Consider the following 23,124-nt stretch of genomic DNA (forward strand, 5'->3'; position numbering starts at 1 on the left):
TTTATTTCACAGATTTTGTAGCAGGCGGAACGAACTGTAAGGTAAAGGCTTTTTTCCAATCGGTTTGATCTTTAAGTAAACCCGAAGCAACCATCATATCCCGGGTAGCTTTCCAACGTGCCTCGGTCATTACCCCGATACCACTGGTTTCTGCATCACCACCGGTCACCAGTTTTAATTCCTTGATTTGATCCAAGGCAAAACTCAGCACTTCATCTGTCATCTGCGGATTTTCTTTTTTGATAATCGCATTGGCAGGTGCTGGATTTTCCAGATAACTTTTCCAGCCTTCCGCGGATGCTTTGATGAAGCGTTTGATCACATCCGGTTTGGCAGCAATCACATCATCACGGGTCACCAATGTGCCACCATACGCTGGATAACCATCATGCGCGAATAAAAAGAATTTGCTGTCCGGATCGGCTTTTTTGGCAGGTAAAACTTCAGAAGTGGCATAGCCTTGTTGTGCAGTATTTTTATCTGCCAAAAATGGTTGTAGATTAAAGGTATAAGGACGTACTTGACCATCATTCAGATTATATTTGGCTTTTAACCACGGCCACCAGCTGGTTTGTCCACTGGTCGCCACCAGAATGGTTTTCCCTTTTAAATCTGCCAGACTATTGACATCACCGTGGGTAATGATGCCTTGTGGATCATATTGAAAAGAGGTGGCAATCGCTTTAACCGGAAAACCCTGTTCTACCCCTTTTAAGACCTGTAAATCGTAATTAATAATAATATCGGTATTTTTTGCTAGCAATAAAGTCATCCCGTTGACCTGTGGACCACCTTGTTTAATGGTCACATCCAGACCGTATTTTTTATAAATCCCTGTCGCCGCAGCCTGATAAAAACCGCCATGTTCTGCTTGTGGATACCATGAAGTGGTCAGTGTGAGTTGATCTAATGGTTTTTGTGCTTCACTTTCTGATGATGTTGCAGCGTGTTGTTCGGCAGGCTTATTACAGCCCACCAAAGTTGAGGCAGATAAAACGACAGCAGAAGAAAATAAAAATGTTCGAGAAAGATTTGAGCGGATATTCATTGAGTGCCCCCTAGAGCTGACTTAACCAAGACCTTGTCTCAATATCGGGGGAGATGCGTTCACACATTCTCTGCAAAGCAATAGATTTGCTTTATCCCCGTATTGAGGACAGCTTAACGCTGCAGAGCAATGTCCCGCATATGTGCTTGCACAGCACCATATACTAACCGCTTATGCTCACTAGGGATTATGCAAGGCCTGTGCCAATCTTTGTTTTTATCTCTTAATCCTATCTATTTACTTTGTTTTTTGGTCATGTATGTGGTTCTTGGTTATTTTATTAAATAGATAACCAGCATATCTTCCTCTAAAACCGCCTTTTCGCTTTAAAATGGTGCAAAAACATAGCTGACTTAAAGAAATAATATGGCATAAACTTTGCTTAAAATCTGATAACGAGTATAAGCGTTCAACATTCAGATGATGTCTTGGATCATTTGAATGTGGGTCATTGCTCCATTGGGAAAGTTGTTGACCATCATGAGATGGACAAACTTTCCTTGATGAGACGTGACCCAAAATACCACTTGGTGCTTTTGCATTTTGGGTCACAACCTTGATTGTACCAATGCAGGAAAATACCATGAACAGCTCAAACACCCTCTCTCCTGATTTTCAACAAAATCAATCAGAAAGCTACAGCTTGGACGAACTCAACAAAGAATCCCGTATGGGATCTATGGGTAAGGAAACCGAGCGTGAAGTCCGTATCATCGACCTGTCAGATTTTGAGCAACGAAAATATGAAATTGCCGATCAACTCTGGAATGCAGCCATAGAAATTGGCTTTTTCCAAGTGGCAAATCATGGCATTCCACAGGCAGACATCGATCATGCCTTTGCCATGACAGAGAAATTCTTTGCCCTGCCACAGGAGGTAAAAGCACAGTATCCGCTCAGCCGTAATTCAGGTTGGGAAAGCCGTGCCCAGATTCGTCCTTCAACCAAAACTGCCGATCAAAAAGAATCTTATCAAATCACCCGGCCACGTATGAGCAATCTTTGGCCTTCCGAACAAGAATTGCCTAAGTTCAAACAGAATATGCTGGATTTTGAAGGTAAATGCTGGACTGTAGGGATGCAAATTTTATCCTGTTTTGCCTATAAAATGGGCTTTGCCGAGGATTTCTTTAGCCATGCCCATGATCCTGAAAAAGAAAGCTATCAAAGTACCTTGCGTATGCTGCATTACTATGCCATTGATCCAGCATTAAAAGATCAGTTAGGGTTATGGCGAGCAGGTGCGCATACCGACTTCGATTGCCTGACTTTATTATTCCAGCGTGAAGGTCAGGGCGGTTTACAAGTTTGCCCCGGTAAAGATATGGAAGATCAGGCCTGGACCAGTATTACCCCACATAATGATGTGATCACCTGTAATATTGGCGATATGCTGACCCGCTGGAGTGATGATGTCCTGCCATCCAATTTCCACCGGGTCAAAAATCCGGAAGCTCATGAATATCAAGGCGCACGTTATAGTCTGGCATTTTTCTGTCAGGCCAATGAAGATGTCATGATTGAAGGTCCAAACCGTAAATATCCAGCCATTAGCGCCAAAGACTATTTAAAACAACGCGTCAGTGCCAATTTTTCTGGCAAATACTGATTCAAGCAATAAGTTCCAAATCATTTTTAAAAAGACTTTTTAAATGGTTTTTTAAAGAATCATGGGTATTTCTCCCCCACCCATGATCACTTTGGAGTTACCCAAGTAACTCCTTTTTTTATCTCCTATAAATATTTAATTTGCAGTTAATTTTAATAACTGACCATTTTTACCATCTTCAATGACCCAGATTCCGCCATCAGGAGCTTGTAAAAGTCCACGAATTCGCTCGCCCATATCGATACGTTGCACCTCCTGCACTGGTTTTGTCGCTAAGTCCACCACTACAATCGCTTTGGAGGATAATCCACCAATCAGTGCCTTATTTTGCCATTGTGGAAATTGTTTGCCGGAATAAATAATCAGACTAGAAGGTGAAATAACCGGAGTCCAGCTGATATCAGGGGCCTGAAATTCTGGTCGGGTATCGTGATTGGGAATAGGTTTACCCCCATAATGATTTCCCTCGGAAACCAGTGGGTAACCATAATTTGTGCCTTTGCTAATCAAATTAAGTTCATCGCCACCTTCTGGCCCCATTTCTACCACCCACAATTGCTGGTCTTGATCCATGGCAATTCCCAGAGGATTACGATGTCCAAGGGACCAGATTTGTGCAGTTACGCCCCCTTTTACAGCAAACGGATTACCTTCGGCGGGTGTTCCGTCCTCATTCAGACGTAAAATCTTACCCAGATTGGATTGCATATCTTGCGCTGGATCAAAATGCTGGCGTTCACCCGAAGCAATCCAGAGTTTTCCGTCATTTCCAAACAACATCCGATGACCATAATGTCCCTGTCCGGAGACTTTTGGCACTTGCTGCCAAATCACTTTTTCATCCAGTAACCGTGGTTGTTTGGCATTGGAAAAATCCAGTTTGGCACGAATAACTTTTGCACCATAGCCACCTTGTCCTTGTTCGGCATAACTTAGATAAATCCAGTGATTACTGGCAAATTGTGGATGAAGAATAATATCGCCCAATCCACCTTGTCCGCCATAGGCCACTTTGGGCACACCCAGAACATTAAGTTTTTCCTTGCTTACAGGATCAAATACCAACAACTTTCCAGCACGTTCAGTGACCAGTAATCGGCCATCGGGCAAAGTGGTCAATGCCCAAGGCTCATTGAAAGTGGCGATTTTTTCGGTTTTAAAACCCTGCTGAATTTTTTGTGATGATAAGGCACTGGTTTCTGCGGCAACAGTGGGTTGTGTCGGTGAAGTACATGCCCATAAAAAGATACTACTCAAGATGATCGCAGGAATATGCTTTTGGCTTAACACGCGCTTTGGCTTGTGATTTAATACATCGTTGAATTTTTTATTTAATCGCATCATGTCCTCTCCCTCAATATTGATTTATTTTTAAGCATATCTAAAAACACCCACCCAGAAATAGACCAGTTTTGTTGCAAAATGAAGCGAAACCAGCATTTTATTTTTGCTATGTTATAGTCATGTCCAGCTTATTTTCTCTTTATCTTCTTCTATGATGCGCACTCAAAAATTAACTATTTTCTCTTTGGCTTGTTATTCAATTCTGATGAGCAATACAACATCTAGCCATGCCAGTCCGCAGAAAGTTGAAATTCAGCAGCAAATTCCATTGGCAGGTGCAAAACAAAATCAGCAATTCAACCTGACCAATCCGGTCAATCAACAACACTATTTAATTCAGGTATTTAAACCCAAAGTACCGGCACCAAAAGCAGGCTATCCAGTCCTTTATTTACTCGATGGGAATGCTGCTTTTCCATATGCTTCAGTAATTGCCCAATCCATAGAATTTGGCTATCAGCGTCATCACAAAGTCCCGCCAGTGGTTGTAGCGATTGGTTATCCAATTGAAAATACTATTAATGTAAAAGCCCGTACTTATGATTATACACCGCCGTATTCAGGCCATTTAAAGCCGCATCCTGACCGCACACTATCGCCTTATCCACAAGGCGGTGCAGAGCAATTTTATCAATTTATTCAGCAACAACTTAAACCTGTTATTGCCAAACATTATCAGGTAAATCAGCAACAGCAGACTTTATTTGGTCATTCTTATGGTGGGCTATTTACGCTATATACTTTTTTCAATCATCCAGAAGCATTCCAACACTATTTTGCAGCCAGTCCGTCTATCTGGTGGAATGATTTTGCCATCAAAGCACAGGCAGAAAAGTTTAACCAACAATCTAAAAATAAACACATTAACAAAGTATTATGGATGTCCGTCGGTGAGCTGGAACGGAAAAAGGATTCTGCACAAACACAGCCTTCCGATATCGAACAATTGGCAGATCAACTTAAAAATGTTCAGGGATTAGACATTAAAACCTTTGATATTGCGAAGGCGACGCATTTTGAAGCCATGTTCCCGGCAATCAATTTGGCATTTAAACTCACCGAATCCAAACCGTCATCTGATTAACGTACCCAGCGCACGATATAATCTTCAATATCTTCTTCATGGATTTGCGTTTCGGAAATACAACGCTTGGCTGCCGACTTTTTGGCTTTAATCACACTTTGCCGATCACCGGAAATCAAATAATGCCAGCGTGGTAAATCTTTACCTTCATAGACCCGCCGATAGGCACACGTTGAAGGTAACCATTTAATTTGTTTGAGTAATGCTGGTGTGAGTTGAATACAATCCGGGACATGCTGTTTACGATGTGGATAATCACTGCAAGACGCTGTTTCACAATCGAGTAATTTACATGCCACTTTGGTATAAGCAACTTCCTCAGTTTCGGCATCTTCAAGTTTGACCAGACAACACAAGCCACAACCATCACACAAGGCTTCCCATTCTGCATGATTGAGTTCATCAATGCTAAAATTTTGCCAAAATTGCGGGCGTAGATCATTTCTCATGGCTAGCAAATCATTTTATAAATCGTGGCTATTGTAACATTTTTTAGTAAGGATTTTGATCTTATCCATATGATGATGCCCGACCACAAAGCCCTATTGCCAGATGAGTCCATATAAAATGCTGAAATCAAACTGCACAAATAATACACACAATATTCTTAAATCACACAGATTCTTTACATTCATTTTAAAAATTTTCAGTATTATCAAATGATAAGTATATATATCATTAGGGAGAGAGATTATGTTTCGTTGGGCGATTATCTTCGCAGTGATTGCACTGATTGCTAGCTTTTTAGGTTTTGGTGGCGTGGCAGGATTATCCAAAGATTTTGCAGTGATTTTCCTCGTAGTTGCCGTGGTCTTATTCATCATTGGCTTTATTTCCCGCGGTAAAGTTTAGCCATTTCTCAACATTTTTAAACATAAAAGGTAATCGAAAGATTGCCTTTTTTATACTTTATTCGTTATAACTTTATCGGTTATGACATCATGCAATAAAAAGCAATGCATTAGGGAAATGAAATGGTTAATCAAGCAACAACACCTGAAATCACCACGCGTGAAATCTCCTACACAGATACAAAAGGGCAAACCTTAATCGGTTATCTGGCCTATCCTGAAGGCGAAAATAATTTACCTGCCGTGTTGGTCTGCCCGGAGTGGTGGGGCCGAAATGAATATATTGAAAAACGTGCCCGCGAACTTGCTGGGCATGGTTATGCCGCATTTGCCATTGATATGTATGGTGATAAAAAAATTGCCGAAGATGCCAAAACGGCGAACGCCTATATGAGTGCAACCTTCGATGCACCTGATATCATTGTCGATCGTGCCACAGCAGCCCTAAACACTTTAAGTGCTCAGCCCGAAGTTAATGCCGCAAAAATTGCTGCCATTGGCTTTTGTTATGGCGGTAAAGTTGCATTGGATTTAGCCCGTTCCGGTGCCGATATTCAGGCTGTTGCCACATTCCATGCCAATTTAAGTACACAAACACCTGCACAAACAGGACATTTCAATGCCGAAGTGCTGGTTTCACATGGACATGATGACAGTATGGTTAGCCTTGAAGATGTCGATCATTTCAAACAGGAAATGGAAAACGCCAAGATCGCCTATCAGGTCGATATCTATCCAAATGCAAAACACGGATTTACCAATCCTGCATCAGATGAAAATGCCCGTAAAAACGGTGTTGATCTGGGCTATAACCCATTGGCAGAAGCGGAATCTTTTGACCGTATGTATGCCCTACTGGATCGTATTTTAAAATAAGTTGATAAAGTGTTGTCCCACACATGAATATTGTATGAAACCCTCATAGTGAGCAATGCAGTATTCAGGGCAACACCGCCATTGTTATGGCAATGCAAGAGTTATTGGAGTTCAGCTATGCTAATGAATGAAAAGCAACTTTGCATTACCTTACAATTTAATCCTGAAAATAATTGCCCTTTTATTCATAGTTTTTTATATCTATAAAGACTTCAACAAAATAGTGACAGTGAGATGCATATGGAAGATTCTGTAAACTGCCCGTTTTGTCAGGTTGACGAAGCAAATATTCTCCATCAAAATGATTTCGGTTTGGTCATTTACGACGATAATCCAGTATCTAAAGGACATAGTCTGGTGATCCCCCGTCGTCATATTTCTTCTTTTTTTGATGTCAGTGACAAAGAACGTAAAAGTCTAATTACGCTGATTGAACTGGCACGTAATCAATTAAATCTGATCTATCAGCCCGATGGTTTTCATGTCGGTTTTAATGATGGTCACGTTGCCAATCAACGTATTGATCACTTGCATATTCACATTATCCCCCGTTATTCCAACCAGCTATTACATTTAGATCAACGTTGGGGCGTGATTAGCAAATCCGCAACCGAATAAAACAACAATTTCCATAATTTTGGCAGTAAAAGACTTGTTGAGTGTTTAATCTTGCCTTTGATGATCAAGACATCTTCGACAAGTCGTTATTCCCATAAAATAGTGAATTTATCTGCTTATTAACATTTAAATTGAATGTTTAAACATCTCTTGGCAACGATCTAAATAAACATTAAAATGATAATAATTATTATTTATTCCAGTATATAAATATGGATGTAGATCACTCATCTCAGCACTCACTTGATATTGGTGAAATTTATACAGCACATCATGGCTGGCTTTATGCATGGCTCTGCAAAAAGATGGGGAATCAACATGATGCAGCAGATATTGCACATGATACCTTCATTAAATTACTACAACAACAGGAACAACAATATCAACAGCCCCGAGCCATGCTTACCACCATTGCTAAGAATCTATCCATTAACTTCTGGCGGCGTAAACAAATTGAGCAGATTTATTATGATACCTTGGCACATATTCATAGTGAATATTCACCATCTGCCGAAGAAGAACTCATCGCTATTGAAACTTTGTGCAAATTAAATCAGGCATTTAGCCAGCTTAAACCTCGTGAACAACATATTTTCAAATTATCTCACATTCGTGGACTCACCTATCAGCAAATCGCAGAACAATTAAATATTTCCCTAACTACGGTCAAGCGAGACATGAAACAGGTTTTAATCTGTTGCCTAATGATATTACAATCCGGCTAGTATTTTTCTCAGGTTCCTGACGTGTCAAATTCTTCCAAGGATAAAATAGACCCTGCCTTAATTGCTCAGGCAGCTGAATGGCTGATAGAGATACATGCAAATACTTTAAGCGAAGCACAGCAACAACAATTTGAACAGTGGAAAAATCAAAGTCCACAACATCAACAGGCATGGCAACATGCACAACAATTACAGCAATATCTCTCAGCGCTTCCTGAGGAAATGAGCGAAAAAATCTTTGATGAAAAACCCCATCAACAGCTTCTCAATAAATTTTTATGGATCTTTGCTGTTTCCGCAACACTTGCAGCAACAGCCTATTATGGACAGCAACAGGCATGGCTGGCTGATTATCGTACAGCATACGGTACACAGAAAAATATTTTACTGGAAGATGGCACAAGAATCATGCTCAATAGTAAAACCGCCATCGATATTGATTACACAGCGACTAAACGTACGATTAAACTACATTATGGTGAAATATTTATTCAAACGGGTAAGGATATTACTACACCCAAACGACCATTCTGGGTATTAAGTAGTCATGGTTCAATTCAAGCACTGGGCACACAATTTAATGTAGAACAGCAACAACAGCAGACCAGTGTTGCCGTGATCGAACATGCGACACGCATAGAAAATAATGCTGGACAAATCTATCAACTGGATGCAGGAAAACAAACACAATTTACTTCGGAATACATCAACCAACCACAACCGTTTAATACATTACACCTTGCATGGCACCATCATTTGATTGTCGCCAACCGCATGCCGCTATCCGAATTTACCCAACAGATTGAAAAGAATTATGGGATAAAGGTTAACATTCATCACGGACTTGAACCATTGTTGATTTCCGGGACATATCCAAGCAATGATTTACAAAGCTTATTCAATTCACTAGCACAGGCTTATAACCTTAAAATTGAACAATCCGCTTTTTCACGGGAAATAATGATTAAACAAAACGATTAAAAAATTAAAAATTTTTTGGCACTTTTTCTATTCTCAATTGTCAATGCTATGCAAGTCAGGTTTTTTTATATCACATTGAATATGGGGAACAGATGATGTTTCAGCCTCAACCAATCGCCAAAGCCATACAACATACACTGCTGATCACAATATTAGGCCTTAGTCCACTGGCAATGACAAGCATTGCAATGGCCAATGACGCAGCTATTCAGCAATACCAGATTCCCGCTGGCGATCTAGATCAGGTACTCACCCGTTTTGCAGCACAGGCGGGAATTTCGCTGGCTTTTGATCAGGCTTTAGTGCGTTCAACCCAAAGTGGTGGATTGCAAGGAATGTATTCTATTGAAGCTGCTTTCAATGATCTATTGGGTAATACGCCATATCAGGTACAAAAAAATAATCAGGGTTATATTCTAATTACAAAACCGAAACAGAACACTCAAGCCCGTGATATGGGGCAGTTAAAACCGATTGATGTTGCTGCTAATAGCAGTCGTGGGGCTGTGCCAAATGATAGCAATGCAGTTCAGTTGCCAGTGATAACAGTAAATGCAGCGCAAAATAATAAAGTTACACTAGGAAAAGCTGAACAATCCATTAAAGAAATTCCACAATCCATTACTGTGGTCAATCGTGAACAATTGGATAAGCAAAATTTAACCGATTTATCCACTGCACTGGAGAAGGTGGCAGGAATAAGTGTTTGGCAAGGATCTGTATTTGATAATTCCTTTATATCCCGTGGTCTGGAAGTCACCAATATTCGTGTCGATGGCATATCCAGTGCCTTAAAACTACAGGATTTATCTCAATTTGAACAAATTGAAGTATTGCGTGGTGCCGATAGTTTATTTAGTGGTAATGGTGAAGCCAGTGCCAGTATTAATTTGGTGCGTAAAAAGCCCTTAAAAGAAAATCAGATTGCAGTTGAACTTTCGGCAGGCAGTTGGGAAAACTATCGTGCTTCAATTGATATCACAGGACCTATTGCATTTGATGGTGCATTACGTGGTCGTCTAGTCGGTACATGGAATGATCAGGATTTTTTCTATGCAGTTGCAGAAAAAAATCGTCGCTCCGTTTACGGCATACTGGAATACGATATTCTAACGACAACAACTGCATCTATCGGCTTTAGTTATGACAAATTACAAGGAAAACAGGACTGGATTGGTCTGCCACGTTATATAGATGGATCTGATATTGGCTTTGATCGTAAAACTTCTTTTGTCACCAACTGGGCAAATATTGAAGCAGAAAGTACGCAATATTTTGCAGGCATCCAGCATGATTTTAATGAAGACTGGAAATTAAAGTTTAATATTACTAAAGAAAGCATGCTAAAACTGAATGAATATCCACGACTAGGAGGTTCCGTCGATCCCAAAACCAATATAACCCAACTGGCTTTTATTAAAAACGGTGGAGAACCTGACTCTTGGGTTGGAGACATTAATGTGCAGGGTAAATTTAATTTATTTGGTAAACAACATAGTACAGTTTTTGGAATAGATTATCAGGATAAAAAAGATCCCTTTCATTATATGTCTGATCCATTGCAATATTACGATCTTAATATATTTGAATTTGATCCAAATATGGAATATAAAGCTGTTCATGGTTATAGTCCTAATCGAACTTTATATACCAAACAGCTTGGATATTATGCGACAGTAAAATGGCAATTAACTAATCCGTTAAAATTGATCACTGGCGCACGACTCAATAATTACGATTTCCATCAGATTAGTGGAACAGGGGTTACGACTTATGATTATGAAGATAATAATGTATTTATCCCTTTCGTCGGTTTGACCTATGATATTACGCCTGATTGGTTGATATATGCGAGTACAGCTGAAACTTTTAAATCTCAGGCAAATTTACTGGATGTCAATAAAAAGCCACTCGACCCGATTACCGGACGTAATTATGAAATCGGTATAAAAGGCGAACTTTGGGATGGACAAGGTAATCTATCCCTATCGACTTATCGTACTGAACGAAAAAATCAAGGCAATTTACTATATAGTGAAACCATAGAGGATGGTAATGGCAGTAGCTGTTGTTATGTTGGCGGTCACGCAGTCACCATGAGTGGGTTAGATTTTGAACTGACTGGAGAAATTCTACCAAATTTAACAGGTTCAATTGGCTATACCTATTTTGATAACAAAGATCAATTTAATGCCATCTCATGGCGTAAAATTACCACACCACGACATACCTTAAAAGCTTGGTTGGATTACAAGCTGGAAGACTGGACCGTCGGTATCAATGTATCCGCACAATCCGAACAGCAGGCAACAGGTTCAACACCTACCACTTATGACGAAAGCACAGGAAAATGGGGCGGGCCTTATGTAGATTATCATTTTAAATCACCAAGCCGTGCAGTCTGGGGTACACAAGTCAGTTATCAGATTAATCCGAATCTCCATGCTGCTTTTCGAGTAAATAATCTTTTTGATAAAGTCTATTGGCAAACCATTGGTGATACGGAAGGCTATAACTGGTATGGTGAACCCCGCAACTTTATGTTAACGCTACGGGCGAAATATTAATTTTTCTATATAGGAGGGACATCGCAAAATATGTCCCGTCCTCATATTTTTATTTGAGTTCATGAATCTAAATTCACTCAATCGATCACTACTAAAAATTGTTTATCCCCCTAAGTATCATCATAGCTAGAAATCACACACAAATTTTCCTGATCTCATCCTACAAGAAAATAGAATAATTAAAACCCACTATTTGGTTGTTTTAAAAATTCGATTTCTTCCGGTGTAGAAACTCGCCCTAGAATTTCGTTACGATGTGGATAACGACCAAAGCGCTCGATAATGACCTTATGCTTTTTTTCAAAATCCAGACTGGATTCATCACCCAGATGCTGGAATAATTTAAGTGCAAACTCATGGATATATAACGATTCACTGTGCATAAATGGCATATATAAAAATTTACGTTGCAAAGGATTAAGCTGTTGATCAAGCCTTAAGGAAATCGTTTCCTGTGCCAGCGTAAGTGCCATTGCATCATAGGCAAAAGATGCGGCCTGACCACGAAAAAGATTGCGGGAAAACTGATCCAGCACAATAATTTCTGCCAGTCTGCCTTCAACATCATTTCGCCAAGACCACAACTCGCCCAATGTCGCGCGTTTATGAATTTCGCTAAATTGTGTGCGGATCAGTTGATCAAAATCATCTGATTTTACAAACCATAAAGGCTGTTGTTCTTGATCAAACCAGAAATCTAGTACATCTTGTGCATTCATTATTTTTTCTGCCCTATTTCGCATTATTTGTATAAAATCACAAATCCCCAATGTTTAATAGCATCAGTTTGTGTTAAAAACTTGTCTGCATTTATGCATAACGATTCAATAGCTTGTTATCATAAGCATCTATTTGCTGTTTATGTTTGTACAGTATCAAATTTGATAAGAGTGACTATATGAGTGAGCCTTTAAACGCTTCCACATTACAATTGCCAACATGGCTCCAACCTTCATTACTGCAAGGCATGTTACGTGGGATCGAGCGTGAGAGTTTGCGAATGCAGGCCAATGGTTTTTTATCCCAGCAACCGCATCCCGATGGCTTAGGTGCAGCACTGACCCACCCTTATATCACGACCGATTATTCGGAAGCTTTATTAGAGTTTATTACACCACCCAAGCGTAGCATTCCAGAAGCACTGGATTTTTTACAAGATTTACATGCTTTTACTTATCGCCAACTGCCAGAAGGTGAAAGTTTATGGTCTTTGTCCATGCCCTGTATGTTAGATCGCGAAGAAGACAATATTCCGCTTGCACAATATGGCAGTTCCAATATTGGCAAATTCAAAACCTTATATCGTCATGGCCTAGGAATTCGCTATGGTCGCCGGATGCAAACTATTTCCGGGGTACACTATAATGTATCATTTCCAGACCAATTATTTGAACAGTTACAACAACAAGAAAATGATAGCGCATTAAAACAGCTCAGTTTGCAAGATTATCGTAGCCATCGTTATTTTGGCTTAATCCGTAATTTTATCCGTAGCATTCCCATGGTGATGTATCTGTTAGGCGCCAGTCCAACTGTCTGTCGCTGCTTTGTCACTGGTCGGGAGCACAATCTACAGCCATTAATCGCAGGCACTTTATATTTGCCAGAAGCAACGGCTTTACGAATGGGTCGGTTGGGTTATCAAAACTCTGCTCAGCGTGCGCTCGGCATTCATTACAACGACCTACCCGGCTATTTGCAAGGCATGCGTAATGCGATTTATACACCTTATCCAGCCTTTCAGGCATTAGGACTAGACGATGCCCATGGCAATCCAATTCAAATCAATGACCATATTTTGCAAATTGAAAATGAATATTACAGTTTGATCCGTCCAAAGCAGCCACCTCAGGGCAATGAAACGCCATCACAGGCACTAGAAGCGCGTGGCGTTGCTTATGTCGAGTTACGTGCTGTCGATGTCAATCCTTATAGCCCGATTGGTATTAGTACGGACAGTGCCGCATTTTTGGAAGTATTGGCGCTGTACTGCCTGATGAGCGATAGTCCGGACATCTCTGAACAGGAACAGGATCTAATTGATCAGAATCAGGCAAATATCGTCAATACAGGTCGTAGCCGTGATTTAAGTATTGAGATGCCAAATGGTCCGGTTAATTTTCATGACTGGATTGCACAGCATTTACATCGAATGCAGGATTTAGCCGTATTATTGGATGAGGCACATCATACCAACTTATACACTGCCGCCATTGAACTGATGCAACAACGCTGTGATGATGTTGATCAAACCCTTTCCGCACAAATGCTGAAACAAACTACGACATTCGGTGGCACCTGGAATTTTGGTGCTCATCTGGCAGAACAATATAAATCATTTTATGCCAGCCATCATCTTGATCAAGCATCTTTGCAACACCTTGAACAGGCGGTACAAGACTCCCGCCAACAACAACAGTTATTAGAATCTCAACCTCAACCCAATTTTTGTGAATATTTAAGACCCTATCGTAATTTATCTCATCACTATGGGGCGGAGAATAAACAATGCAGCTAAGCTATCGTATGGTTAATGCCATCCTCCTTCTCGGTAGTATTGTCGGTATATCTTTTGCACTTTATCTCGAGCATGTACAAGGGCTCAATCCTTGTCCGCTTTGTATTTTCCAGCGTGTAGGTCTGATTGTCATGGGCTTGATTGCGTTAATCGCCCTGCTGCACAATCCCAGAAAATCATGGCTAAAACGTGGTTATGCGCTGCTCTCCACCCTTGCCATTGGCTGGTCGGCTGGTGTGGCTGCACGACATGTCTGGCTACAACATTTACCAAAAGATCAGGTACCTTCTTGTGGTCCTGGACTGGATTACCTAGTAGAAGCTTTGCCCTTTAAACAGGTCTTACAGCAAGTGCTTACCGGTTCTGGTGAATGTGCAGAAATTGACTGGTCATTTCTAGGTCAATCCTTGCCGTTCTGGTCATTATTATTCTTTAGCGCATTATTATTGATCAACCTTTGGCAACTGTTTAGAAAATATAAATAGCCTGGGCGTTTGTTGACACTTGTTATATGATTTATAAAATGTCAACAGACCCTAATATCAGATGCAAATCTATTTTGTTGCACTTGATCCTATTACAACAGAAAAAGAAACCAGAGCGCATAACAAGATGACCGATGAAACGCTAGTCAAAGAAATCGCTGCCCAGCTTCGCAATCCGCAAGGACAAAAAGGCATTGAAATGGCAGAAATGATGAATCAAACCAATATTGCCATGACCTTGCATAGTATTGCCTGCCTAGATATTGAACCTCATCAAAGTATTCTGGAGTTGGGACATGGTAACTGTGGTCATCTGGCACATTTACTGGCACAGCAAGAAGGATTGCACTATACCGGACTGGAAATTTCCGCTTTAATGCAACAAGAAGCTATCCGTTTAAACCAATCCTTTATGACGCAAAAACAAGCCGAATTTCTACTTTATGATGGTTTAAACCTGAACTTTGCTGAGCAACAATTCGACCGTATTTTTAGCGTCAATACGCTGTATTTCTGGCAACAACCCGTCGCACTTTTAAATGAATTATATCGGGTCTTAAAACCGCATGGTTTGCTCAACCTGACCTTTGCACAAAAAGACTTTATGCAACAATTGCCATTTACCCAATATAACTTTGAACTCTACGATCTGGAAAAGTTAGAGCATCTGGTGAGTCAAACCACTTTTCAGATTAAAACCTATTCAATACAACAGGATGTGGTAAAAAGTAAAATGGGTGATCTGGTTGAACGTGAATTTATGACGGCGACGCTCTATAAATAAATCTTGATGGAATCTCCATAATTCCTTCATCAACAAACCATTCATCAGCATAAAACAGCATACAGTCTAGATCAAAAAGCGTTATGCTTAAGAAACATGCTTATCTTTGCAATAAGAATGAAGATAAATGCAGTAAAACTTTTGCTATAGGGAGTAAAAATTCCATGCACAACATCGTAAAAGGGCTACTACTGGGCAGTGTTGTGATGTTTACAGGCTGTGCCTCTGTCCCACAACAACCAAAAACATTCAATCAGCTTGGACAGTATCAGGAAATTCCTTTAAATGCTTCAAGCTATCGTGTCAGTTTCAAAGCAGATGGTAATTTGTCTTATGGCAATGCCGAAGAAATTACATTATTAAAATCTGCACAAATTACCGTACAACAAGGTTTTGATTTTTTTAAAGTCATCGATGATCCAAGCAATCGCTTAACACGACAACCACCGCGTCAGGCTGTTGTTTATCCAGATCGAGGATATTCGCCATTCTATGGCCCTTATGGTCGTTTCTATCGCCCATACTGGAATGATCCTTTTTTTGATATGCCTTATGTCGTGAATGTTGATCCAATTGAAGTATCATATACCATTCAGATGTTTAAAAAAGAACAGGCTCCCGCAGATGCCTTTGAAGCCAGACGTATCCTACAAACACTGGGTGCAAAATATGGCTTGACCACAGACGGTACAGTGATTGTACCGCAAAACAAAAATTCACCATAAATGTAAGAATAATGGCTTATGAATACAGCAACAGACGTACCCAATTTAAATAAATCCAAACGCCTGGCCACCATGGCACTGATTATCGCAGTGCTGTGCTGGATTGCCCTGATGATTGCGGTCAAGGTCTTACCAGAATATGCATGGCTAATTCATATTCTTATGCTTTCGGCGGAGGCAGGGGTGGTCGGTGGCTTGGCAGACTGGTATGCCATTACCGTGTTATTTCGTAATCCATTTGGAAAATTACCCTTACCCAAGTTATTACGTGATCATACCGAGATCATTCCCCGTAATAAGGCTCGTATTGCCGAATCCATGGGACGTTTTGTTCAGGAAAACTTTTTATCCCCGACTATTGTGCGAAATAGTCTGGCAAAAACCGATATCAGTTTATCGGTAGGAAACTGGCTGAGTGATGCACAAAACAGTCAAAAAATCGTGGAATTTGTACAGTATGGTGTGCCCAAGATTTTTGAATTTGTGGGTGAGCAGCAAATCAGTAAGTTTATCCAGCAAAATAGTGTGCAATGGGTTAAAAATACGGATATTAACCGTATCAGCAGTGAAATGTTACGTGCAGTACTGGACAATGACTTCCATCAAGATGTGTTGCAACGTGGGCTGGATATGGCACATCAATGGGTCAAAACCCATCCCGAACAAACCTATCAAATCACCCAGCGTTTATTCGATGAACTCGGTGTTGGTAAACTTGCCAAAGGCGCGACCTTTATCGGCATTGATGTCCAGCAACGCACCATTAATTCCTTTATTAACAAAGTTGAGCAGATTCTTGCCAACCCTGAACATCCCTATCGGCAAAGTATCGAGCAGGCTGCACGAAAATTAATGCATGAACTAGCCAATGATGAAAGTGAAACCAGCCTACGTCTAAATGCTGGCAAAAATGCCTTATTGGATAGTCCGCAATTACTGAATTTTATCGGCAGTTCGGTTGCAATTTTATGTGAAGCGATCACACACGACTTACAACAACCCCAGTCCGGAATCGCAGCCAACCTACATGCAGTCATTATTCAACTGGGGCACAATATCGAAAAAAATACAGCGGTCCGTGAAATTTTTAACGAACGCATCAGCAGTATCGCCACACAATTGAGTGCCGATTATAGTGATAAAATTATTACTTTCATTAGCGAACGAATCCATGAATGGGATTCTACCGAGATGATTGATAAAATTGAAAGTGAGGTCGGTGGTGATTTGCACATGATCCGCGTCAACGGTGTAGTCGTCGGTGCATTTATTGGTTTAGTACTGGGGATTATTCGCGCCCTGTTCGAAAATTTCATTTAATTTTTATTCTGGAATCCATATGTTTGCAATTGACAGTAAATTTCCTCAGGCGGAAACCACGATTTTCACGATTATGAGTGAACTTGCCGAACAATTGCAGGCCTTAAATCTTTCTCAGGGATTCCCCGACTTTGCTCCACCTCAAGCCCTACTTGATGCCTTTAAACATGTACCAGACCATTTGCATCAGTATGCGGCAGGAAATGGCATTTTGCCGCTCAGACAAAAAATCAGTGAACAATATCAAGATTTGCACCAAATTAGCTTTGATCCCATTGATGAAGTGACCATCAGTGCTGGGGCAACCATTGCCATTTACTGTATTATTCAGGCATTTATCCATAGCGGTGATGAGGTGATCATCTTTGATCCCAGCTATGACAGCTATGCACCTTCGGTACAGCTTGCCGGTGGGAAATCCATTCACCTGCCGCTTCAAGCACCAGACTTTCGGGTCGATTGGCAACAATTTAAAGATGCCCTAAGTAATAAAACCCGTATGGTAATTGTGAATACCCCACATAATCCCACTGGACAGGTTTGGTCAAAACAGGACTGGCTCACACTGATTGAATTGATTCGGGATAAAAATATTCTAGTGTTGTCAGATGAAGTCTATGAGCATCTGATTTTTGATGGCTTAACTCATTATTCGGTCATGGATTTTCCAGAACTTCAAGATCGCGCTTTTGCAGTCGGTTCATTTGGCAAGAGTTTTCATGTCACAGGTTGGCGTACAGGTTATTGTGTGGCCAAAGCACCACTGATGCGTGAAATGCGGCAGGTCTATCAATTTGCCAATTTCTGTGGAGTACATCCCTGCCAAATCGCCCTAACCGAGTTTATGACGCAACATCCCGAGCATTTAAGCCAGCTCAGTCCGTTTTATCAGAACAAACGTGATTATTTTTTACAAGGCTTACAAAATTCTCGCTTTAAAAGTGTGGCAAGTTCAGGCACCTATTTTCAATTGGTGGATTATTCCGAAATCCGTGATGATTTGAATGATAGCGAGATGTGTCAATGGCTTGCCCGAACACATAAAATTGTAGGAATCCCTATTTCCGTATTCTATCAACAACCACCCAAAACACTGCGTTATGTACGGTTTTGTTTTGCCAAAAAAGAACAAACACTGGCACAAGCCATCGATATTCTATCGCAATGTTAATTTGATCCATCTTGGCAATAAATGACTTTGATCAATGTCCGTAGATGCGTTTATTTACCAAAGCATACAATGATCAATAGATTAATTCTGTACAATATCCAGCATTTAAAAGCATATTAAGAACACTATGGCAACACAGGGACAATTACTCAAAGAACGAAAATTATGGAAAGTCTTTTTGATTTTTCTGCTCCCGTTGATCGCCACCAATATTTTACAAAACCTAACTGGCACCATTAATACCATATTTGTCGGCCAAATGATGGGGGTGGATGCAATTGCTGCGGTTGCCGTCTTTTTTCCGATTTTATTCTGTTTATTGGCCTTTATTATTGGTTTGTCGGCAGGTAGTACTATTTTAATCGGACAAGCCTGGGGCGCAAAGAATTATGAAAAACTGCATATAATTGTAGGCTCGACGATTTTTATGACACTCATTGGCGGCATCATTATTGCCGCGCTTGGTGTCTATTTTGCCAGACCAATTCTGGAATTATTGGGTACAGATGCAAAAGTCATGCACCTATCTTTGCCTTATGTTCAATGGATGCTGGCCGGAAGCCCACTATTATTTCTATATATTATTTATACCTCAATTTTGCGTGGTGTCGGCGATAGCATCACCCCATTGATTGCACTCGGTTTAACCAGTGTGATTGGGCTGATTGTTACTCCAGTCCTAATTCAGGGCATGTTTGGTTTTCCCAAAATGGGGATTATTGCCCCTGCGGTTGCCACCTATGTCGGTTATGCCAGCGTACTTGTCTTTCTGTTTATCCAGTTAAACCGCAAAAATCATCCACTAAAAATTGATACTGCCCTGTTAAGCAAAATACGTCATCAACCACAGATGAGTAAACTGATTCTTAAACTAGGCATTCCTACCGGCATTCAAATGGTCACCACTTCCCTTGCCGGACTAGTGATTATCGGAATGGTCAACCGCTTTGGTGCAGATGCAACTGCGGCCTATGGTGCAGTGAATCAGGTCCTCAACTATGTGCAGTTCCCGGCCTTGTCCATCGGTATTGCTGCCTCAATTTTCGCAGCTCAGGCGATTGGTGCCAATAAAATCGAACTGGTAAGAAAAGTGACTCGCACTGCATTAATGATGAACCTCATCCTGACTGGAAGTCTCATTACACTTGCCTATCTCGGTTCCAAATACCTGATGGCATTATTCATCACCGATCCTCATGTTGTGGCCTTAGGACAACAGCTTTTATTTATCGTGCTGTGGTCGATCCTGTTCTTTGGTGCAAGCGCTATCTTTGCCTCGATCATGCGTGCCAGCGGTACAGTCATTGCACCGATGCTGATTAATATTTTCGCCATTTTGATCATTGAAATCCCGCTGGCATACTGGTTTAGCCATCTTTGGGGGCTCAAAGGCATCTGGATCGGTTATGCAATCTCATTTGTGAGTTTATTCCTGCTACAAGGATTGTATTATCAATTCATCTGGAAAAAGAAATCCATTCAACGCCTGATTTAACAGGCATTGGGGATAAGACCTCAAATTCAGGACACAGGCTAGTAAAACAATACGTTGATAAATTGTTAATGTGGAACTTTGCAACTTGATTCTCTTTTAAACATTGGATATAAGATACAGTTCACATATTAGCCTTTTCTTGCGATGCAATTGATACAAAAAATTTTCCTGATCATGATTATTTCTTTCTCAACCCTGGTATTGACGGGTTGTAAGGAAACCATGGATCAAATTGCATCGGTTGGCCAAGAACAAAGTTCGAAAGATCAGCTCTATACAGATAAACTAAAGACAGACCTCAAAAATTTTGATCAAATTCGTCCACAAAACAATCAGGTATTTTTTGATCTGAATGACAAATTAAATAAGGCAACAGCCAAACAAACATCGACAATCGAATTACGCAAAGAATTACAGGATTTTGCAGATTCATTGCGGAATCAGAATGATAAATTTAAAACCCAAGCTTTTAGTACACCTGAAGTTGCCAAGTTGCGCAATACCATCATGCAACTCAATTATGACACGATCCAGATTCTAGACATTATCGATAATCCAAACACAGTAAAAAATCGTTTAACACCCTACTTAAAAAAACAGGAACGATTAATCCATGAATATAATAAATTAAGAACTGAGATTGAAAGCAAAATCTAATGACCTCACCACTACATCTACATTTTCTAGCAGGTGCCTCGGGTGATCCCAGTTTTTGGGAAACAGTGGCTCACCACCTGCAATCGCATTATCCAAATTATACCTTACAAGCCTATCCTGCTTTTGCAGGACATCCCAATCCGAAAAATATTCAAAATTTTGACCAACTATGTTGTTGGGTGGTGGACCAAATCCAGCAACCGAGTATCGTCATTGCACAATCCATGGGCGGTATATTTGCAATTCAGGCAGCCTTACAAAAACCACATTTGATTAAAGCCTTGGTCTTATGTGCAACTTCTGGCGGTCTAGATTTAACGCCCTTTCAGGTCAAAGACTGGCGACAGGACTATCAACAATTATTACCGGAAGTTCCCGACTGGTTTATTCAGACAAACATTGATTTAAGCCCGGAGTTTCATCGCATCAACATACCGGTATTATTATTATGGGGAGATGCTGATGAGATTAGTCCTGTTACGATTGCCGAATATTTACAACAACAGCTTCCACATGCCGAGTTAAAAATCATTCCTTCCGGACAACATGATTTTGCTAAAATACATGCCGATATGGTTGCTTCCCATAATCAAAACTTTCTGATAAAACATATTGATGACGTTTAAAATCAAGTACAGAATATCGCTTCTCTCAACCTTCCCTTATCTTGGAGATTTTTCTTGCGTGCTTTAATTCAGCGATCCAAATCTGCCAGTGTTACTGTCGATGGTGCAATTATTGCGTCTATTGAACAAGGTCTAGTGGTATTTCTTGGATTAGGTCAAAATGACACACTGGAAAAAGGCAAAAAACTGATTGATAAGCTATTAAAATACAGAATTTTTGAAGATGAACAGGGCAAAATGGGTTGGAATATTGCACAAGTACAAGGTTCAATTTTATTGGTGTCCCAATTTACGTTATATGCCAATACCCAAAAAGGGTTGCGTCCAGATTTTGGCCCAGCGATGGCTCCGGTACAAGCTCAGCAACTTTATCAACAACTGGTTGATTACTTAAAATCCCAATATGAGCATGTGGTAACAGGTATTTTTGCTGCCGATATGCAGGTCGCATTAATTAATGATGGCCCTGTAACCTTTATGCTGGAAGTGGAATAATATTTTGTATCCTAAAAATCAGTGTAAAAATGCTTCTAACGTTTAATTTGCTACTATGTTCTTAAATTTATTAATAAACTTCAATGAGTTAATTTATCTTTACAAAAGTTAACATAATTATATGAGCTTTTTCCCAATCTCAAACGTCTTAGTATATAGAAAGACAAAAATTGAGATTGAACAGTCTTTGAAACCTCATAAAACTAGAAATGTTTACTTAGAGCTTTTAGAAAGAAATAACCGTTGATCAACTTAAACTACAAAAAAGTCCATAATCCATGTCGAAAGCCTTACACAACCTCTCCATCCGATCCTCTATGCTAAAAATACATTTTAAAATTATGGGACATAATGATGAGCAAGAAAGCACTTTTTATTACTGCAAATTTTGGCGTAGAACAGGATGAATTAATTAAACCGCTGGAGTATCTACAATCCAAGGGTATTGAAGCCATTCATGCAGCCATAGAACAAGATCAGGTTCAGACAGTTAAAGGTGATAAAGAAAAAAGCACCAGCTATACCCCACAAACCACATTGGAAAAAGTGGCATACCAAGATTATGATATTTTGGTAATACCAGGCGGTACAGTCAATGCAGACCAATTACGGATTAATCCTGAGGTACAAAAAATCATCCAATATTTTACTGATCAGGGCAAACCGATTGCAGCAATTTGCCATGCACCTTGGGTATTAATTGATGCAGAACGTATCAAAGACAAAAACTTAACGTCATATAAAAGTGTCAAACTGGATCTGGAACATGCCGGTGGGAAATGGGTAGATGAAACCGTACATCGCTGTAATACTGGCGGATGGGTACTAATTACTTCACGTAATCCCGATGATATTCCACAGTTCAATCAAGCTATTATCGAAGAACTCGAACGCTAATTATGGTCTATCTTAATAAAACGCGAATTTAAGCGCAGACTAAAAAAACCCCCAAGCATCAGCTTGGGGGTTTTGAATAATGAGCTGGCGATGACTTACTCTCACATGGGTAACCCCACACTACCATCAGCGCGAAGAGGTTTCACTTCTGAGTTCGGGAAGGGATCAGGTGGTTCACTCTTGCTATTGTCGCCAGCACAACTGTTATGGTGTTTTTTCGGTCTTAACTGTATTAAACATGCCGATCT

Annotated in this window: 24 protein-coding genes and 1 rRNA gene; 19 read left to right on the forward strand and 6 right to left on the reverse strand. The window is 40.3% G+C overall.

The features are described 5' to 3' along the window. Nucleotide 1: 1 nt before the first annotated feature. On the reverse strand, nucleotides 2-1,048 hold the full coding sequence (locus CAP51_RS12655; RefSeq protein ID WP_087621119.1) for an ABC transporter substrate-binding protein: 1,047 nt from the start codon (nucleotides 1,046-1,048) through the stop codon (nucleotides 2-4). Nucleotides 1,049-1,285: 237 nt separating this feature from the next. Then, nucleotides 1,286-1,633 (reverse strand): hypothetical protein, encoded by a 348-nt coding sequence (locus CAP51_RS17225; RefSeq protein WP_171294781.1) that lies wholly within the window; start codon nucleotides 1,631-1,633, stop codon nucleotides 1,286-1,288. Here CAP51_RS17225 and CAP51_RS12660 point away from each other — a divergent pair. Beyond that, on the forward strand, nucleotides 1,632-2,657 hold the full coding sequence (locus tag CAP51_RS12660) for an isopenicillin N synthase family dioxygenase (protein ID WP_087621120.1): 1,026 nt from the start codon (nucleotides 1,632-1,634) through the stop codon (nucleotides 2,655-2,657). The genes CAP51_RS17225 and CAP51_RS12660 overlap by 2 nt on opposite strands. A gap of 135 nt (nucleotides 2,658-2,792) precedes the next feature. Here the strand turns inward: CAP51_RS12660 and CAP51_RS12665 are convergent, their stop codons facing one another. Beyond that, complete coding sequence (locus CAP51_RS12665; RefSeq protein ID WP_245809155.1) at nucleotides 2,793-4,001, reverse strand: PQQ-dependent sugar dehydrogenase; 1,209 nt, start codon at nucleotides 3,999-4,001, stop codon at nucleotides 2,793-2,795. Nucleotides 4,002-4,206: 205 nt separating this feature from the next. On the opposite strand from CAP51_RS12665, the gene CAP51_RS12670 reads away from it, so the two are divergent. Then, complete coding sequence (locus CAP51_RS12670) at nucleotides 4,207-5,085, forward strand: alpha/beta hydrolase (protein ID WP_171294782.1); 879 nt, start codon at nucleotides 4,207-4,209, stop codon at nucleotides 5,083-5,085. Here CAP51_RS12670 and CAP51_RS12675 read toward each other — a convergent pair. After that, on the reverse strand, nucleotides 5,082-5,534 hold the full coding sequence (locus CAP51_RS12675) for a YcgN family cysteine cluster protein (RefSeq protein ID WP_087621122.1): 453 nt from the start codon (nucleotides 5,532-5,534) through the stop codon (nucleotides 5,082-5,084). The genes CAP51_RS12670 and CAP51_RS12675 overlap by 4 nt on opposite strands. 244 nt (nucleotides 5,535-5,778) lie before the next feature. Between CAP51_RS12675 and CAP51_RS12680 the strand changes: the two genes are divergently transcribed. The 6 genes from CAP51_RS12680 (at nucleotide 5,779) to CAP51_RS12705 (ending at nucleotide 11,703) form a co-directional block, all read left to right on the forward strand. After that, entirely contained in the window at nucleotides 5,779-5,937 is a 159-nt protein-coding gene (locus CAP51_RS12680) for a DUF1328 domain-containing protein (RefSeq protein WP_087621123.1), read from the forward strand. A gap of 122 nt (nucleotides 5,938-6,059) precedes the next feature. Beyond that, on the forward strand, nucleotides 6,060-6,812 hold the full coding sequence (locus CAP51_RS12685; RefSeq protein ID WP_087621124.1) for a dienelactone hydrolase family protein: 753 nt from the start codon (nucleotides 6,060-6,062) through the stop codon (nucleotides 6,810-6,812). A 240-nt stretch (nucleotides 6,813-7,052) separates the two neighbouring features. Then, nucleotides 7,053-7,430: an HIT family protein gene (locus tag CAP51_RS12690; protein WP_087621125.1), complete on the forward strand. Its 378-nt coding sequence runs from the start codon at nucleotides 7,053-7,055 to the stop codon at nucleotides 7,428-7,430. A gap of 212 nt (nucleotides 7,431-7,642) precedes the next feature. Continuing rightward, a complete protein-coding gene (locus CAP51_RS12695; RefSeq protein WP_087621126.1) occupies nucleotides 7,643-8,155 on the forward strand; it encodes a sigma-70 family RNA polymerase sigma factor in 513 nt (170 codons plus the stop codon). A 21-nt stretch (nucleotides 8,156-8,176) separates the two neighbouring features. Further along, nucleotides 8,177-9,136, forward strand: coding sequence for a FecR family protein (locus CAP51_RS12700; RefSeq protein ID WP_087621127.1), 960 nt, complete (start codon nucleotides 8,177-8,179; stop codon nucleotides 9,134-9,136). 92 nt (nucleotides 9,137-9,228) lie between these two features. Then, complete coding sequence (locus tag CAP51_RS12705) at nucleotides 9,229-11,703, forward strand: TonB-dependent siderophore receptor (RefSeq protein WP_087621128.1); 2,475 nt, start codon at nucleotides 9,229-9,231, stop codon at nucleotides 11,701-11,703. A 179-nt stretch (nucleotides 11,704-11,882) separates the two neighbouring features. On the opposite strand, the gene CAP51_RS12710 is transcribed toward CAP51_RS12705, so the two are convergent. Next, complete coding sequence (locus CAP51_RS12710) at nucleotides 11,883-12,422, reverse strand: DUF924 family protein (protein WP_087621129.1); 540 nt, start codon at nucleotides 12,420-12,422, stop codon at nucleotides 11,883-11,885. 179 nt (nucleotides 12,423-12,601) lie between these two features. Here CAP51_RS12710 and gshA point away from each other — a divergent pair, with 179 nt between their 5' ends. From gshA to CAP51_RS12765, 11 genes are all read left to right on the forward strand, one after another. Continuing rightward, nucleotides 12,602-14,221, forward strand: a complete 1,620-nt coding sequence (gene gshA, locus CAP51_RS12715) for a glutamate--cysteine ligase (protein WP_087621130.1) — start codon at nucleotides 12,602-12,604, stop codon at nucleotides 14,219-14,221. Beyond that, on the forward strand, nucleotides 14,212-14,706 hold the full coding sequence (locus CAP51_RS12720; RefSeq protein WP_087621131.1) for a disulfide bond formation protein B: 495 nt from the start codon (nucleotides 14,212-14,214) through the stop codon (nucleotides 14,704-14,706). Before gshA ends, CAP51_RS12720 begins: the two co-directional genes overlap by 10 nt. A 61-nt stretch (nucleotides 14,707-14,767) precedes the next feature. Next, entirely contained in the window at nucleotides 14,768-15,490 is a 723-nt protein-coding gene (locus tag CAP51_RS12725; protein WP_213062693.1) for a class I SAM-dependent methyltransferase, read from the forward strand. 164 nt (nucleotides 15,491-15,654) lie between these two features. Then, complete coding sequence (locus CAP51_RS12730) at nucleotides 15,655-16,215, forward strand: CC0125/CC1285 family lipoprotein (protein WP_087621132.1); 561 nt, start codon at nucleotides 15,655-15,657, stop codon at nucleotides 16,213-16,215. 18 nt (nucleotides 16,216-16,233) lie between these two features. After that, nucleotides 16,234-17,535, forward strand: coding sequence for a DUF445 domain-containing protein (locus tag CAP51_RS12735; protein ID WP_087621133.1), 1,302 nt, complete (start codon nucleotides 16,234-16,236; stop codon nucleotides 17,533-17,535). A 19-nt stretch (nucleotides 17,536-17,554) separates the two neighbouring features. After that, entirely contained in the window at nucleotides 17,555-18,706 is a 1,152-nt protein-coding gene (locus CAP51_RS12740) for a methionine aminotransferase (RefSeq protein WP_087621134.1), read from the forward strand. Between the two features lie 127 nt (nucleotides 18,707-18,833). Further along, a complete protein-coding gene (locus CAP51_RS12745) occupies nucleotides 18,834-20,201 on the forward strand; it encodes an MATE family efflux transporter (protein ID WP_087621135.1) in 1,368 nt (455 codons plus the stop codon). A 222-nt stretch (nucleotides 20,202-20,423) separates the two neighbouring features. After that, the gene (locus CAP51_RS12750; protein WP_171294783.1) at nucleotides 20,424-20,858 is read left to right on the forward strand and encodes a CCDC90 family protein; all 435 of its coding nucleotides are present in this window, start codon (nucleotides 20,424-20,426) and stop codon (nucleotides 20,856-20,858) included. Next, complete coding sequence (locus CAP51_RS12755; protein WP_087621137.1) at nucleotides 20,858-21,484, forward strand: alpha/beta fold hydrolase; 627 nt, start codon at nucleotides 20,858-20,860, stop codon at nucleotides 21,482-21,484. The genes CAP51_RS12750 and CAP51_RS12755 overlap by 1 nt, the downstream gene beginning before the upstream one ends. Nucleotides 21,485-21,538: 54 nt before the next feature. Further along, a complete protein-coding gene (gene dtd / locus CAP51_RS12760) occupies nucleotides 21,539-21,979 on the forward strand; it encodes a D-aminoacyl-tRNA deacylase (protein ID WP_087621138.1) in 441 nt (146 codons plus the stop codon). 354 nt (nucleotides 21,980-22,333) lie between these two features. Beyond that, nucleotides 22,334-22,876 (forward strand): type 1 glutamine amidotransferase domain-containing protein, encoded by a 543-nt coding sequence (locus tag CAP51_RS12765; protein ID WP_087621139.1) that lies wholly within the window; start codon nucleotides 22,334-22,336, stop codon nucleotides 22,874-22,876. Between the two features lie 82 nt (nucleotides 22,877-22,958). Here the strand turns inward: CAP51_RS12765 and rrf are convergent. Continuing rightward, nucleotides 22,959-23,073: ribosomal RNA gene (gene rrf, locus CAP51_RS12770) — 5S ribosomal RNA — on the reverse strand. Nucleotides 23,074-23,124 lie beyond the last annotated feature (51 nt).

It is taken from the genome of Acinetobacter populi, assembly GCF_002174125.1.
In the GTDB taxonomy this organism is placed as follows: domain Bacteria; phylum Pseudomonadota; class Gammaproteobacteria; order Pseudomonadales; family Moraxellaceae; genus Acinetobacter; species Acinetobacter populi.